This window comes from Binatus sp. (SeqCode), assembly GCF_049584895.1.
Taxonomy (GTDB): Bacteria; Desulfobacterota; Binatia; order Binatales; family Binataceae; genus Binatus.
Map to the genome: position 1 here is coordinate 15,661 of NZ_JBAUYR010000146.1, position 14,908 is coordinate 30,568.

Below are 14,908 nucleotides of genomic sequence, written 5' to 3' on the forward strand. Positions count from 1 at the left end.
GCTATATATCGAGTGAGGTTGGAACGATCTCTCTGACTTGAAAAATAGGGAGGAGTCGAAATGGCAACAGATCTGAAGAAGGCATTTGAACAGGTCTCCACACTCTTCAATCAAGGCAAGTACGACGAGTTAGGCCAGTTCTTCGACGTGGACGCCATAATGAAGAGAGTCGACGATCCCGGTTCGATTTCAGGGATCGGCAATCTCATCGCCTATCTGAACACACATCAGAAGCCGCAAAACCCTCAGTTTGAGAACATTGAGATCTCGTCTCAAAAAGAACCTGACGCGACGCAGGGGATAGTCAGCGGCAAGGCGGAATACCGGGATACGAAGAGCGACAAGAACACGATTCCGGTCCATTTCACTTTCGTCTTCACGAGGGAAGACGCGAAGAGCGACTGGCTGTTGATTAACGCATTCGCTGTTCCGCGGTGAAGGTGGCGAAAGGACATAGCAAGCGCAAGGCAGCGCCAAAAGCGGCAAAGTCCAAGGGGGCCCCGATGAGTGCCGGCATACCGACCAGTAAGATCCTTAAGGCGCAAAGTAGCATTAACGCTGTACTTGACGGTCAACCCGTCCTCGATCCTGAAAACGACATCGCCCCCCATCCCAGAGATTCGGATGGCGATTCGTTCTACATCATCAGCTATCTGGAAGGCGGCGGGCACAAGTACACGGTGCTGTTTCACCTGATGGTCATTGTCAAGTCGCTCGGAACACCGGTGGCACAACTGGTGATTTCCGTTTTCGACGAAACCACGCGTGAATACTTTTCCAGGGAATTGAACGAGTACTGGCTGAACAACACCACCGTGGTGCCCGCCGGGTTGGACATTACCATGCCGTGGGGTCGTCTGTCGGGGACGATAGACCAGCTTAACGTCGAGGGACACCTGGCCGATGGCGCGGTTAAACTGGACATGAAGCTGACTATGGCGGCGCGCGGCCCGGTGCTGCCAAATCTGGTGACCGGCATCATTCCGTTCTCCGACGGCATTGACTACGAGTACGCACTTCCACGCATGGAAACCTCAGGTCAACTGACTATTCATGGGGCGAAATGCGATGTAAAAGGTTGGTCCTGGCTTGATCGGGAATGGGGCCGGTTCGGCCCGAGCAAGTGGACCTGGATGAACATCCAGCTCGAGAACGGGGTCCAGATTAGCCTTTGGGACGAACAGATTAACGACAGCAATCCGAATTCATACGTGGGTGGACCACGGCGGTTTGCCACTATCCTGAATCCGGATGATGGACTGATAGTGGCGCCGGTGGTGATAAAAGAACTCCGCAACTGGATCAGTCCCAAAACCAAGCGGACCTATGCAACGCGATGGAGTGTTACGATTCCCGAGAGAGCCGAGCTGACAGTCGAACTGCTTAAGGACGATCAGGAAATAGTTTCGGCGATCGGAGTTAATCGGATTGAGGGCAAAGCCCGAGTTTCGGGCACCTACGGAAAAGAGAAGGTGAACGGCGTAACGATGGTTGAGATGTGCGATCTCTTTCCACTCTTCCAAACGCTGTAGGAGGCGCCGTTCATTGGCAAGACAAGGCCGCCTGACCCGCGACGAGAGCTCGATCGAGCGCTCCGTTGAAGCGGAGTATCAAAGCCAGCCATCGGTTCCGATGGCGATCGCTTCCAACCCGGTCGCCTCGTACTACGAGCGCAAGACCGAATCGATCCTGCGCCGCTATGGACCCGGGCCCCTCGTGCATTTTCATACCGGCTTCCTTGACGAGCCGGCCAGCCAAACTACCGCTGCGCAATTGCGTGACAAACTCCGGGAGTCGCAGGAACGAATGCTGAGAGATTCGGCGGACCTGTGGGAGCTGCGGAGAATCGCGTTTCGACAGGTACTCGACGTCGGCTGCGGGCTCGGTGGCGCTGCGATTTTCTGGGCCCAGGAATTCGGATCCGAAGTTACCGCGGTCACAATCGCTCCCTCGCACGTGGCGCTGGTGGCAGGCTTTGCGGCAGAGGCTGGAGTCGGCTTGCAGGTACATCCGTTCCTGTGCGATGCCGTCGAAGTGCCGGGCAAGGACCGATTCGATGCAATCATCGCCCTGGACAGTTCCTGCTATCTCAGCCGCCGGGCGTGGTTCCGTCGCGGCGCGGAACTGTTGCGCCGCGGAGGACGCATGTTCATCGCCGACTGCTTTGTTGAGCAGGAGGCGTACCGGGCGCCGTTCGACCGGTATTGGTGCGCGCGAATCGGCGCGGTCGAGGAGTACCTGGGCGCGGCGCGAGGGGCCGGATTGATATTCGAGCGGCTCGAGGAAGTCTCCCGGCTCGTGGCTAACTTCTGGGGAACGACGATGGCGCTCATCCGTGTGGAGGCGCAGGAAACAGGCGCGAGTCCCGCCCGGAGTTTGAAGGCGCGCGAATCGCTACAGGTGCATTCTCTGATGCGGCGGGGTCTTCTCGACGGCGGCCTTCGTCATGTGCTCCTGAGTTTCGCCAAACCGTGACAGCCTGCCATTTCCAGGCCCTTCGTTAGCGCAAGAACCGTCCTGGGTCGCGGCGATAGTGGAACTGGCGGAGGCGCGGATGTTGTCCAGCAACTGGCGTATCTCGCTTGATGAAATACTCACACGATCCGCGAGCTTGCGAATTTCGTCCGCGACCACGGCGAATCGCTTGCCCCATTCGCCGGCGCCCGCCGCCACGATGGTAGCGTTGATCGCAAGTATGTCGGTTTGCTCGGCGCGAGCTCCTTGCTCATCTCGGTGATGCTGCCGATACGATCCGTCGAGCGCTTCTGAGGGCTTCAAAGTAGTTGCTTCGATTGCAACGACTGCGACCGCGACGACGACCGCAGCCCCGACGGCGACCCCGACTGCCACGGCAACCGCAACCGCGACGACCGCAACCCCGACTGCTTCACCTACTCCTGTGACCGGCAAGCTGAAGGTTACGCCGCATAGGCTCAACTTTGGCGAGATCGAAGTCGGAACGAACAGAATCGAGTCGGTCGAGGTTATCAACGCGGGCAGGATCAAGAAGAAGAAAATCCCATTGCCGATTCTGATCGAGATGGAAACAGGCGTGACGAGTCCGTTCAGCGTGACTCAGGCGTGCGATGACGACGACCTCGGCCCGAAGGGGAAAGGCATGCCGGCCGGCAGATGCAAGATATCGGTAATGTTCGCGCCGACCGCGGCGATGAATTACAAGGGGATCCTGATGATCGACGATAACCTCGAACCCAGCTTCGAGAAGAGCGTGCAGCTGGAAGGATCAGGTAAGGAGCCGAAGAAATGATCAGCTCGATATTCGATTCGCAGGCGCAAAAGTCGCAGCACGCGAAGCACGTCTAACGCGGCCGGATTGCCTGCCTCCGCGCAACAGCCGGTCAGCAGCTATGGAGTACTGTGCAATAACGCCGGAGTGGCCGGAAGCCGGCGCGTTACGCGCCTGACTTACGGATATTGGGTGAAGACCAGCTGAAGCGGCTGCGCGCAGCACACCGCTTCGATCTTGAGCCCATCCAAACCAGGGGGTAAGCGGAGAGACCAAGGCAGCGAACTTGTCTCTGCTCTGCAGTGTACGGTAAGGATGGAGATCTGGGCTTCACGCGCGAACGATGAAAGACAAGTGGGATAAGATATGGAAGATTCGAGCTTTATCGCTGATCTGAAACTGGATTTCGATCCGGACGCCCTGCGTGAGAAATACAGGCAGGAGCGCGACAAGCGCGTTCGCACCGACGGCAATGCGCAATACGTCGAAGTTGCCGGCAAATTCGCTCACTATCTGGATGACCCTTATGTCAAACCTTTTGATCGCGCTCCGCTCACCGACGAGGTCGATGTAATAGTCATCGGCGGAGGCTTCGGCGGATTGCTGGCCGGCGCGCGCTTCCACGAAGCTGGGATCAAGGACGTTCGAATAATAGAGTCCGGCGGCGACTTCGGTGGCACCTGGTACTGGAACCGCTATCCGGGCGCCCAATGCGACATCGAAAGCTACTGCTACCTGCCGCTGGTCGAAGAGCTTGGCTACATGCCGAAGGAGAAGTACTCGTTTGCGCCCGAAATCTACGAGCACTCGCGGCGTATCGCAGAGCATTACCACCTCTACGACAACGCATGTTTCCAGACGCGGGTGTCGGAACTGCGCTGGGACGAGGACGCCGCGCGCTGGATCGTCTCGACCGACCGTGGCGATGCGATGCGGGCCCGTTTCGTGGTTATGGCTACCGGTCCGCTCAACCGACCGAAATTGCCCGCCATTCCCGGCATCGACGAGTTCGAGGGCCACACCTTCCACACCAGCCGCTGGGACTACGAGTACACCGGGGGCGACCACTCGGGCCGCCTGACCAAGCTCGCCGACAAGCGCGTGGCGGTTATCGGCACCGGCGCTACGGCCATCCAATGCGTGCCGTTCGTCGGCGCGCACGCCAAGCAGCTCTACGTCTTCCAGCGCACCCCTTCGTCAGTGGACGTGCGGGGAAACAAACCCACCGATCCCGAATGGGCCAGGAGCCTGAAGCCCGGATGGCAACGGGAGCGGCGCGAGAACTTCAACAACATGGTTATCGGCGTTCCGGTCGAAAAGGATCTCGTCAACGACGGCTGGACCGACATCTTCCGTAACCTCGGGATCGCTGCGAAGAAATCCGCCCGCGCAGCCGAACTCTCGAAGCGCGAGACAGCGATGCTCATGGAAATCGCCGACTTTCAGAAGATGAACGGCGTCCGCGCACGGGTCGACCAAACCGTCACCGATCCGGCCACTGCCGAGGCATTGAAGCCCTGGTACCGCCAGTTCTGCAAGCGGCCGACGTTCAACGATGACTATCTGCCAACCTTCAACCGGCCGAACGTCAAACTGATCAACACCAGCGACAGTCAGGGCGTCGAGCGGATCACCAGGACCGGAATCGTTGCGAACGGCGTCGAGTATCCAGTCGATTGCATCATCTTCGCCACCGGCTTCGAGGTCGGCACGGCATGGACTCGGCGCGCGGGCTACGAAGTGATCGGGATGAACGACGTCACCTTGACCGATTACTGGGCCGATGGTATGAAGACCTATCACGGCTTCTCCAGCCACGGCTTCCCCAACTGCTTCATCCTGGGGCAGTCGCAGAACGGCGCTTCGGTTAACCTGACCTCGGTCCTGGACGACCAGGCTCAGCATATCGGCTACATCATCAAACAGGTGATGGACCGGGGCCTTCGCTACTCGCATCCGACTAAAGAAGCGGAGACAGAATGGGTCGCGGAAATCAAACGCCTCGCTGTTGTCGCGGCGCGCTTCCTGACGAACTGCACGCCGGGCTACTACAACAACGAGGGCCATTTCGAACCTGGTGCCGACGGCTTTGGCGCCAACGCGTACGCGCCGGGCATCAACGCGTTCAACGCACTGATGAAGAAGTGGCGCGAGAAGGGTGACCTCGAAGGCCTCGAGTTGGGCTGAGCAGCGAGTCTTATCGTTTCTCGCGCGCAAAGCTAACTACTGCGACTATTGCTGCTCGCCTGCCGGCCGACACGCGGTCCGGGCAAGTATTCCACTCCGCCTGAATCTGTCCTCGTCGGCTGCGGATACAGCGAAAGCAAATCCAGAATCTCCGTTGGCATGTCGGTATTGACGTTGAGGCCCATCCCCTTCGCCTCCCTGGCGCCGATAGGATAGTCGTGGGTCCAGGTCCCTACCGACAACTTCTGTGCGAGTTCCTCCGCTTTTTCTTTGGGTAGTCTGCCGTCCAGCAACTCAAAAGCGGCCTTGCGGACCTGCTCGATCGCCTTACGTCCCACATCCGCCATGATCAGGGTCTGGTCTGAAATCCGCTCGATCGGTTTTTGTTCGACTACTTTGATTAATGACGCGGCCGGAGACTCGCCGAGCTGCGGATCGATCGGTCCCATTACGGCGTGTGACGATAGGACGATCTCATTGGCTGCCAGGCAGATCAGAGTGCCACCGGACATCGCATAATGAGGTACATAAGCAGTCACCTTGCCGGGATGCTCGCGGAGAGCCCGGGCTATCTGGAGCGCGGCGAGCACCAAACCTCCCGGCGTGTGGAGGACTATGTCGATCGGCACATCGCGATCCGTCAGGCGAATAGCACGCAGGATCTCTTCGGAATCGTTAATGTCGATGTAGCGGACAACAGGAAACCCCAGGAAACGCATTGTCTCCTGGCGATGGACCATCGCGATCACGCGCGAGTTCCGCTTTCGTTCAAAGCCCGCGAGTCTGCGGCGGCGCGCGGCTTCCAGCACGTGCTGCTGTATAATGGGTTGCAGCGCGGACACCATGAAAAAGAACCAGAGTAGCTGCCAAAAGAAATTGCCGGCGTTTTCCATGGTGAAGTCCTCGGCGAGTCGATGAGATGTGTCGGGCTGTAGATGGCGGCGCGGCGATCAGCACTCCTCTACGCGAACATGTCGATGGTCTGAGCGGAGACGCAAGTGTGACAAGACACAATTATCACAGGTGCATATCTGGTGGCTAATACAGGGGCGGGAATGCGGAATCGCGTGCTCCCGCGAGTTCCGAAACGATCTATTCAGCCATCACGTTGTCCCTCAACTTTAGAACCTCTGACCAGCGCTCGTGATACGTAATACCGATACCGCCGCCGGTCTTTCACGGCGGCTTGGACGTAGAGCGGCTCGCCAGTTTCGTCGAAGACCTTTCCAGCGAGCGGACTCGGTATTCGAGCGCCACCGGCATTGTGGGATGTGCAAAATCGCCTCGCGCATCGTTGCTGTACGACCCTGTTTCGGGCCACTTTGAAGCGCTTCGAGCCGCTGACTGCGCGTCAGCCGGTAAGCAAAATCCGCCAGGCAAACCTAGGCGGTGCGATGCGCCTTTTCGCGGAAGCGTCCGACGGCACTCTCGCGGCGTAATCGGCGGGCCAGTTCGAGCGCGATTCTCCTCCAGAGTCGGGGATACCGATCCGCCAGCGCGGAAAAATCGGACTCCTCGATGCGAGCGACAACCGAATCGACGGTTGCGATGACCGAGGCAGAGCGCGGGGTGTGCGGATCGACGACGGCCATCTCGCCGACGTGGTCACCAGCTCGTTTGTGAGCGACGACGCGCCCATCGATCGAAATCGAAAACGACCCCTTCAGTATGAGAAACAGATCCGAGTCGAAGGAGCCCTGCTTGATCAGACGGGTCCCGACCGTCACCTCTTCGAGTCTCACCCGCCGCGCGATTGCCTCGGCGAGGTCGCGGTCGCGAACGAGCAGCTGCACAATCAAAGCATTGATCAGGTGCGATCTTCCGCGCGGACCCCGGTATCGTCTGAGCAAGGATTTGTCGGCCTTGCGGCGACGGGCTGAGTCGCTGAGCCTTCTCGCGTGAGCGAGTAAAGCGGATTTCACATTCTTTGAGCTTTCAGAAATCGCCTTATATCTGTGAAACAGCTTCACGGTAATAATTAACACCAAATACGATTTCTATACAAGATGTAGCGAGCGGCAAGTTGAATACTGAAACGTACACGGCGTATCGTTCGACGGTCGCGACGCCTTCCGCGAAGGACCGATCATCACCGACCTCGATTCCAGCAAACTCCCCATTTCAGGCGGAGGTTGTGGGTCGTGATCGATGGCAATCTTACCTGGACTAAATAGACCGCCGAGCCTCAGGCGAGGTCAAAGCGATCCAGGTTCATCACCTTGGTCCACGCCGCCGCAAAGTCTTTCACAAACTTCGGCTTCGAGTCCGCGCTCGCATAGACTTCCGCGAGGGCGCGTAGCTGCGAGTTCGAGCCGAAGACCAGGTCGACACGGGTTCCGGTCCACTTGACCTCGTTCGTCTTCCGATCACGCCCCTCGTACACGACGCCTTCGGCGCCAGCGGACGGCTGCCATTGCGTGCTCATGTCGAGCAGGTTGACGAAGAAGTCGTTGGTGAGCGTTTCCGGCCGCTTGGTGAAGACGCCGTGCTTGGCCTGCCCAAAGTTTGCATTCAGCGCGCGCAAGCCACCGATGAGAACTGTCATCTCGGGGGCTGTCAGCGTCAGCAACTGCGCGCGATCCACCAGCAGTTCCTCGGCCGGTATTGGGTCTCCTTTCCGGAGGTAGTTGATAAACCCGTCTGCGGTCGGCTCGAGTACGGCGAATGAGGTCACATCGGTCTGCTCCTGCGACGCGTCCGTGCGCCCCGGGGAGAAGGGAACCTTCACGTCGTGCCCGGCTTTTTTCGCAGCTTCCTCGACGGCTGCGGAGCCGCCAAGAACGATCAGGTCGGCCAGCGAAACTTTCTTCCCGCCCGACTGTGAAGCGTTGAACTTCTTTTGGATCGCTTCGAGTGTCTGCAGGGCCTTCGCCAGTGCAGCCGGCTGGTTCACTTCCCAATCCTTTTGCGGTGCAAGGCGAATCCGGGCCCCATTCGCTCCACCGCGCTTGTCGGTCCCGCGGAACGACGCCGCCGACGCCCAGGCAGTCGCGACCAGTTGAGAGATGGACAATCCGGATTTGAGGATGTCGGCCTTCAGAGCAGCAATGTCTCGCTCCCCGATCAATTCATGATCGACCGGGGGAACAGGGTCTTGCCACAGCTGGGGCTCCTTGGCGACGAGCGGGCCGAGGTATCGCGAGCGAGGTCCCATGTCGCGATGCGTCAGCTTGTACCACGCCTTGGCGAACGCATCTGCGAACTCCTGAGGATTTTCGTAGAAGCGCCTCGAGATCTTTTCGTAAGCAGGATCGAGCCGCAAAGCCAGGTCAGTGGTCAGCATGGCTGGCGCGCGACGCTTTGACTTGTCATACGCATCCGGCACCGTACCGGCAGCTGCACCGTTTTTTGGTTGCCACTGATTCGCACCGGCCGGGCTCTTGGTCAGTTCCCATTCGTAGCTGAACAGGTGCTTGAAGTAGTCGTTGCTCCATTTCGTTGGCGTCGTGGTCCAGGTGACTTCGATGCCGCTAGTGATCGCGTCACCCGCTTTGCCCGTGCCATATTTGCTCTTCCAGCCGAGGCCCTGATCCTCGATTGGTGCGGCTTCCGGCTCTGGGCCCACCAGCGCCGCATCGCCCGCGCCGTGGGTTTTGCCAAAGGTGTGACCGCCGGCAATCAGCGCGACCGTTTCTTCGTCGTTCATTGCCATGCGGCGGAACGTCTCCCGGATATCCCGCGCTGCAGCGACTGGGTCCGGGTTTCCATTAGGCCCTTCCGGATTCACGTAAATCAGGCCCATTTGAACAGCGCCCAAGGGAAGCGCGAGCTCACGGTCGCCGCTGTAGCGCTCGTCCGCCAGCCACTTGCGCTCAGACCCCCAGTAAAGCTCATCGGGCTCCCAGACATCCTCGCGCCCGCCGCCAAAGCCGAAGGTCTTGAAGCCCATCGACTCCAACGCGACGTTACCGGCGAGAATCATGAGGTCGGCCCAGGAGATTTTCCGGCCGTACTTCTCCTTTATCGGCCAGAGCAACCGGCGAGCCTTATCGAGGTTCGCGTTGTCTGGCCAGCTGTTCAGCGGCGCGAAACGCTGCTGGCCGGCTCCGGCGCCACCGCGGCCGTCGTGGATGCGGTACGTGCCTGCACTGTGCCACGCCATGCGAATGAACAGCCCGCCGTAGTGGCCAAAGTCGGCCGGCCACCAATCCTGCGAGTCCGTCATCAAGGCGTGGAGGTCTTTGATGACGGCATTCAGGTCGAGACTCTTGAATGCTTCTGCATAGTTGAAGTCCTTGTCCATAGGATCGGCCAAGGGTGACTGCGGGTGCAGGAACTTCAGGTTGAGCTGATTCGGCCACCAGTCCGCATTGGTCGGGTTTCCGGGCGCTGCGTTTCTGCGAGCACCGGGCGATACCGGGCATTTGCCGGTTGATAGATCGTGATCAATTGCCATATTCGTTGTCCTCTCGATTTTCGTTCAGGAAATTGTCTCGTTTGTTTCTTCTTTACTACTAACCCTGACGTTTCTATTCGGACCGATACACAGATCTCAGATTGATGTGGTGCGGTGTTTGGCCTGCATTCGCTTCTCGGCAAGCTGGCACCGCCTGCAGAGAGCCTCGATCTCCAGCGAACAGCGCAACAGTGTGAACTGTCCCAGACTGGGTGTACCTTCGAGAAGCTTGTCCACTTCGGGTATCTCTATGTCATGTAGCCGTCTGCATCGGATGCAAACGACGTGGTGATGAGGCTCGACGTTGCCGTCATAGCGCGCGGCATCGTGCAGGAGCGTTACCTTGCGCGCCTCTCCGACTTCGCAAAATTGCTCCAGGATCCGATGGACTGTGGCCAATGATACGTGGGGATTCCTGCGACGGACAGCAGTACAGATCTCGTCCGTACTCGGATGGCTCTCCGAGGCGAGCAGGGCTCCGATGACGGCAAGCCTCTGGGGTGTGACGGCAATCCCGCGCTCACGACACCGCGCGACGAACTCGCCGAGTCGTTGAACTGAGTACCTCTCACGCCACCGTCGATCCACCAGCCGGACTTCTCGCATAAGCCACTCCTCGTCGAGCAACCGTACGGATCCCAGACCACCCGCAGACGAATATTATTCCCGACCGACACCTTCAATAATCCGCAGGTTCAGCTGATATCCGCACTCACCTGCAACTAACTACTGACGCGTACTCACATCATGTAAGATTGTCAACCTTCGGGTCTCAGTAAACTCGCAACGCAATTCTGGCCGCTGTTCACAGTCCGATGGTGAGGGAAGGGTCGAGTGGGAAAAGTGCTTGATTCGAAGGTCGGATCGACATTGTCGACGTCGGTCTTCTGGTCATCGCCGCGTGGACGAAGCGGCGCGATCGTGTTTGATCCGTTCCGTGGTGGAGGTATGACTACCCTCGCAGCGGATCAACTCGGGCGAATCGGTTACGTTATCTCATGCGGGGACCGTTCGTTGGCATCAGGTGTCGCGCATTTATGCCTCAAAATTCTCTGAGATTTTCGCGCAACGTCGGATAAGTGTAGGACGTCCGCATTAGTCCTCGGCGCTGAAGAGCTGGAACAAGGCCTTCAGTCACTTCGATTACTTGATTCCGGCTGACGCGCTGGTTATGGGTAGTTATCAGAAAGCCGTCGCCACCAACTTGTTCGATAATCTGACCCATCTGGTCCGCCATCTGGTCGGGGGTTCCTATCAACTCGATCGAAGATTCAAATTCGGTCGACTCGTAGGTAAGCTGCCGCAGAGTTTTATTGGTTCCCCATTGTGCAAACTTGTCGAGTGAGCCCTGCTCGCCGTTGGTCGTCAACTTCGGCAGCGGCTTGTCCAGGTCATATTTCATGAAATCGATATCAGTAATCGCCGAAACGAGGGCCAAGGTCTGCTCGACAAAGGCCGGCGATTTGGCCATCGTCTCTCGCTTGGCGCGCGCTTCCGCTTCGGTCGCACCCAAGTTGCAGATCACCAGGAATAGTACCTTGATGTCATCGGGGTTGCGTCCATGCTTCTTCGCACGTGCCCGGATATCGTCACGATACCACTTCATCCCTTCGATACCGTCGGCTAGCGTGATGATCGAGTCGGCGTGCTTAGCGGCAAACTCGCGACCGCGGTCGGAACCACCGGCCTGCACGTATACTGGGTGTCCCTGCGGTGAGCGCACTGTGTTAAGCGGTCCGCGGCTCTTGAAGAACTTACCTTTGAAATTGATCGGATGGACCTTCTTATAGTCCGCATAGACATCTTTTTCCCGATCCATGACCACCGCGTCGGGTTCCCACGAATCGAAAAGCTGGTTGACCAGGTCCATATACTCATCTGCCTGGTCATAGCGGATCTTACGATCGGGCAACACGTCCAGGCCGAAATTCTGGGCCGCAAGGTCCTCAGCGCTGGTGACGATGTTCCATCCGAATCGTCCGCGACAGATATGGTCCAAAGTGGAGCTCAGACGGGCGAGAAGGAATGGCGGGTATCCGAGGGTCGACATCGTTATGACGATGCCGAGTCGCGAAGTGGCGTAGCCCATAACAGCCGCAAGCGGAGCCGGATCGTGCTTGGGTGCGAGGCCATGCTTCAAATAGATTTCGGCGGTGCCTCCTAAAGACTCAGAAACGCAGAGCTTGTCTTCGACCATGATGTAATCGAAACAGGCGCGCTCGAGCGTTTTCGCCATTTCGACATAAAACTGGCCGTCCCAGGGGGAGCCGCCACTGGCGAATGGTTCGTTCCATATGTCTGAAACGAAATTCATGAACCAACCGAGGTGAAATTTCTTATTTGCCATATCCTTATCTTCCTCTATTCCTTTTCAGCTACGCCGCGACGCGAGCGGGCGGGGGCCCAGGTACTCGCCGGGCGAGGGTGTGATCAGTTTGAGTCGGTACAGGGCATGGACGAGACTCGACAAGTCGCGCTGGGCCTCTTCGGAAAGATTCCCATCAACGAAATCGGAGGACGAAAGATACACGCTGGTCGGCACTACAATTGCCCCGAACCACGCCAGCACGTCGCGTAAATGCCAATCCACGCCTAGGTAATGATGATTGGTCGCGCCCATCGCCACGATTCCAACCGGCTTACCGGTCAAGGCCTCAATGGGCAGATGGTCGAGAAGGTTTTTCAGCGCACCGGTGAAAGAGCCTCGATAGACAGGGCTTGCAAGGATTACCCCATCGGCCTGGCTGACCCGAGCGACTATGGAGGCAGTGTCGTCTTCGTATTTCTCGGGCGGGCGGCCGTCCGCGAACGCGACCCGGCAATCAGCCAGGTTGATTAACTCGCTTTCGAAACCTCCGCCGTCACCTGAAGTGCGGACTTGAAGCGTCCATTGGAGCGCCTTCAACATCCGGCCGGGCGGCGTAACGCTACCTAGAATCGCGATGAGTCTGGCCAAAATTGAACCTGATCGAACCTATACGTCGACGACGGTGTACCAGCGTAGCAACTGGCGTGCCATCTCAGCCTCGCCATTAATCTACAGGAGACTGAGTGTTCTCGGTATTAACTCTAAAGCGGACGTCGGTCCGGCGCAGACTTCACTTACGAAATCTCGTGAGCGATGACAAACATTGTCTAGGAATTGACGAGTCAGGAGCGTGGCGTTGGAGGATAGGCGGGAGTTAGTTGCCAGGTACCTTGTTCGACAATGCTCCCCTGCCAATAACAAACGTAATTGCCGTTTCCGTTGTAATCCAGGATGCCCGTATAAATGCAGTTTGATGCATCGGGTAGCACCTGTATATTCAGGTTGACCCTGGTCCCATGCGCTTCTCCTTGTATCGATCCTTTTTCGTCAAAATTGCGGCAGAAGGAGTTGGACGATTTGCCAGAATAACAGTGGTAGGTACCAGTTATCTTTTCTCCCGTCTGTTGTAGATCGAGCTTTATCGAGCGCGTTAATCCGGGCATCCCGATCAGACCACCCGTGCTCGTCTTTCCAACCCACAGTCCCGAGAGATTCCCGGTGACATCAGGCTTTTGGGCCGCTGCGCCAGGGGGTGCAGAAGTAAGCGGCTGATTTTCTTGTTCAGTCGAGCAGCTAGCCGCGAACAGCAAGAAAGAGCAAATAGCGACGCGCCAGAAATTGGTTTGCGTGCCCTCGCTCATGATCGGCAAATTCATCTGTACCGCCCTCGACTGAACGAAGCGCGCACAGGCAACTACGGGGCTACTTGAGCAGGCGGCGGACCGAGGCCAGGCCCAGCGCCCGCATTGCCTCGACCTTCATAAGGGGCGTTCGCCGTGGCTCCAGTGGGCAACCACGAAGGTCTGGGCGGGACATACCCCGGCGGTTGACTAGCTATCCATTGCTCGCAAGCGGGGATATCGCCCTGTTTGATATGTTCCTGCTGCATAACCTGGTCATCAGTCCAGGCCTGCAGCTTCGCATAGTGAACTCCGGGGCATTTTGCGGCGAAATCGAGGTTAGGGGTGGTATTCTCGGCGGCCGAATCGGTCGCTGCGCCGGCGGCATTGGTGTTTTGGGCGGTGGAGGAACAACCCGCAACTACCAACATTAGAGCCAGGGACAGGACTAGTCCAATAAAATTTTTCAAGGCCTTCCTCCATGTCTCGGTAGAATCAGACAATCCGGCCGACTGTTTTACTGTCGGCGGAGCGCAATATACATGCCAAGAGACTATCGCGAAATTTGTTACCTCGGCCGTTAATTAGTCACGCTTTATTGGAGGTCCGGATACTTGAGGTACGAAATTTCGTAACTGGTTACGAAAATAGTCGCGATCATTATTCCGCGGGCGCGTCGGGAAGCGGCCGACGTCATCTCATTTTGAACTCATGTACTTCAGCTTTTTTTTGAGCTTCCTGGCCGAGATTGACGGGCGATCGACGTAGGCTTTCGCAACTGCCACCACTGCCGGTAATAACTGATCGAAGCGGCGGGTGAGGTTGGTGGCCTCGGGATCGACCTCATGATCCATGAAACATCCATTGGCGAAGGAGAGCGCGAAATTACTCAGTTCGTCGATGAAGAACTGATTGCTGGCGCCGCCCAACGACTCGATCAAGGCCTTCATCGCGGGTTGAAATTTCGCAAGCGCTGCCCTGCGAACTCCTCGAATCGTTCGAACCGAAGCCTGGTCGATGCGATCGCGCTCGATGTAGAGGGTCAGCAACAGTTTGATCAAATCTCGCCGTCCACTGAGTTGGCGAGAGATTTCGCGAAGCATTTTCTCCAGGCGTTCGAGGACCGACCCGGTCAAGTCCTCCCATTCAGGAATCAACTGCAACCATTGAGCACCACCCTCGGCTGCGACCGCGGCTAACAACCCTTGCTTGCTGCCGAAGTGCCAGTACAAGGAGCTGGCAGGAAGGCGCGATCGTTTAGCTACCGCAGAAACACTGGTACCTACGTAGCCGCGTTCGGCCATAAGCGCAGACGCGACTTCGCGGATGCGACGACGTGAGCGCTCGCCCAACTCAACGGTTCGGTTTCTGCGCGGAATGGGGGTCAAAACCATGCCATATGATCCTTCTCCAGGGCCATCGGATCAACA

General features: G+C 57.8%; 14 protein-coding genes. 5 read left to right on the forward strand and 9 right to left on the reverse strand.

Annotated elements, in window-relative coordinates:
* Nucleotides 1-60: 60 nt before the first annotated feature.
* The 3 genes from WB650_RS23960 to WB650_RS23970 are packed head-to-tail and all read left to right on the forward strand — an operon-like array spanning nt 61 to nt 2,475.
* A complete protein-coding gene (locus tag WB650_RS23960; RefSeq protein ID WP_422300680.1) occupies nt 61-438 on the forward strand; it encodes a hypothetical protein in 378 nt (125 codons plus the stop codon).
* Nucleotides 435-1,532, forward strand: a complete 1,098-nt coding sequence (locus WB650_RS23965; RefSeq protein ID WP_422300679.1) for a lipocalin family protein — start codon at nt 435-437, stop codon at nt 1,530-1,532. Before WB650_RS23960 ends, WB650_RS23965 begins: the two co-directional genes overlap by 4 nt.
* Before the next feature lie 13 nt (nt 1,533-1,545).
* On the forward strand, nt 1,546-2,475 hold the full coding sequence (locus tag WB650_RS23970; RefSeq protein ID WP_422300678.1) for an SAM-dependent methyltransferase: 930 nt from the start codon (nt 1,546-1,548) through the stop codon (nt 2,473-2,475).
* Here WB650_RS23970 and WB650_RS23975 read toward each other — a convergent pair.
* Entirely contained in the window at nt 2,395-3,006 is a 612-nt protein-coding gene (locus WB650_RS23975) for a methyl-accepting chemotaxis protein (protein ID WP_423962321.1), read from the reverse strand. The two genes, WB650_RS23970 and WB650_RS23975, sit on opposite strands and share 81 nt — an antisense overlap.
* A gap of 16 nt (nt 3,007-3,022) precedes the next feature.
* Here WB650_RS23975 and WB650_RS23980 point away from each other — a divergent pair, with 16 nt between their 5' ends.
* Nucleotides 3,023-3,268, forward strand: a complete 246-nt coding sequence (locus tag WB650_RS23980) for a hypothetical protein (protein WP_423962323.1) — start codon at nt 3,023-3,025, stop codon at nt 3,266-3,268.
* 345 nt (nt 3,269-3,613) lie between these two features.
* Entirely contained in the window at nt 3,614-5,434 is a 1,821-nt protein-coding gene (locus WB650_RS23985) for a flavin-containing monooxygenase (protein ID WP_422300675.1), read from the forward strand.
* 32 nt (nt 5,435-5,466) lie between these two features.
* On the opposite strand, the gene WB650_RS23990 is transcribed toward WB650_RS23985, so the two are convergent.
* The 8 genes from WB650_RS23990 to WB650_RS24025 all read right to left on the reverse strand — a co-directional run bounded on the left by WB650_RS23990 (nt 5,467) and on the right by WB650_RS24025 (nt 14,830).
* Complete coding sequence (locus tag WB650_RS23990) at nt 5,467-6,327, reverse strand: SDH family Clp fold serine proteinase (protein WP_422300674.1); 861 nt, start codon at nt 6,325-6,327, stop codon at nt 5,467-5,469.
* A 489-nt stretch (nt 6,328-6,816) separates the two neighbouring features.
* On the reverse strand, nt 6,817-7,227 hold the full coding sequence (locus WB650_RS23995) for a Crp/Fnr family transcriptional regulator (protein WP_422300673.1): 411 nt from the start codon (nt 7,225-7,227) through the stop codon (nt 6,817-6,819).
* A 392-nt stretch (nt 7,228-7,619) separates the two neighbouring features.
* Nucleotides 7,620-9,830 carry a catalase/peroxidase HPI gene (gene katG / locus WB650_RS24000; protein WP_423962326.1) on the reverse strand — a complete coding sequence of 737 codons (2,211 nt, stop codon included), beginning with the start codon at nt 9,828-9,830 and terminating at the stop codon, nt 7,620-7,622.
* A 96-nt stretch (nt 9,831-9,926) separates the two neighbouring features.
* Entirely contained in the window at nt 9,927-10,313 is a 387-nt protein-coding gene (locus WB650_RS24005) for a Fur family transcriptional regulator (RefSeq protein WP_423962347.1), read from the reverse strand.
* A gap of 559 nt (nt 10,314-10,872) precedes the next feature.
* Entirely contained in the window at nt 10,873-12,177 is a 1,305-nt protein-coding gene (locus WB650_RS24010; RefSeq protein WP_423962328.1) for an NtaA/DmoA family FMN-dependent monooxygenase, read from the reverse strand.
* Between the two features lie 24 nt (nt 12,178-12,201).
* Complete coding sequence (locus WB650_RS24015) at nt 12,202-12,786, reverse strand: NADPH-dependent FMN reductase (protein ID WP_422300910.1); 585 nt, start codon at nt 12,784-12,786, stop codon at nt 12,202-12,204.
* Nucleotides 12,787-12,980: 194 nt separating this feature from the next.
* Nucleotides 12,981-13,514 (reverse strand): hypothetical protein, encoded by a 534-nt coding sequence (locus WB650_RS24020; protein ID WP_422300909.1) that lies wholly within the window; start codon nt 13,512-13,514, stop codon nt 12,981-12,983.
* A gap of 662 nt (nt 13,515-14,176) precedes the next feature.
* Nucleotides 14,177-14,830, reverse strand: a complete 654-nt coding sequence (locus tag WB650_RS24025) for a TetR/AcrR family transcriptional regulator (protein WP_423962330.1) — start codon at nt 14,828-14,830, stop codon at nt 14,177-14,179.
* Nucleotides 14,831-14,908: the final 78 nt, after the last annotated feature.

Coding starts and splice junctions, on each gene's coding strand:
- WB650_RS23960 (WP_422300680.1), top strand. CDS start 61: ATGGCAACAGATCTGAAGAAGGCATTTGAACAGGTCTCCACACTCTTC.
- WB650_RS23985 (WP_422300675.1), top strand. CDS start 3,614: ATGGAAGATTCGAGCTTTATCGCTGATCTGAAACTGGATTTCGATCCG.
- WB650_RS23990 (WP_422300674.1), bottom strand. CDS start 6,327: ATGGAAAACGCCGGCAATTTCTTTTGGCAGCTACTCTGGTTCTTTTTC.
- katG (WP_423962326.1), bottom strand. CDS start 9,830: ATGGCAATTGATCACGATCTATCAACCGGCAAATGCCCGGTATCGCCC.
- WB650_RS24010 (WP_423962328.1), bottom strand. CDS start 12,177: ATGGCAAATAAGAAATTTCACCTCGGTTGGTTCATGAATTTCGTTTCA.
- WB650_RS24020 (WP_422300909.1), bottom strand. CDS start 13,514: ATGAATTTGCCGATCATGAGCGAGGGCACGCAAACCAATTTCTGGCGC.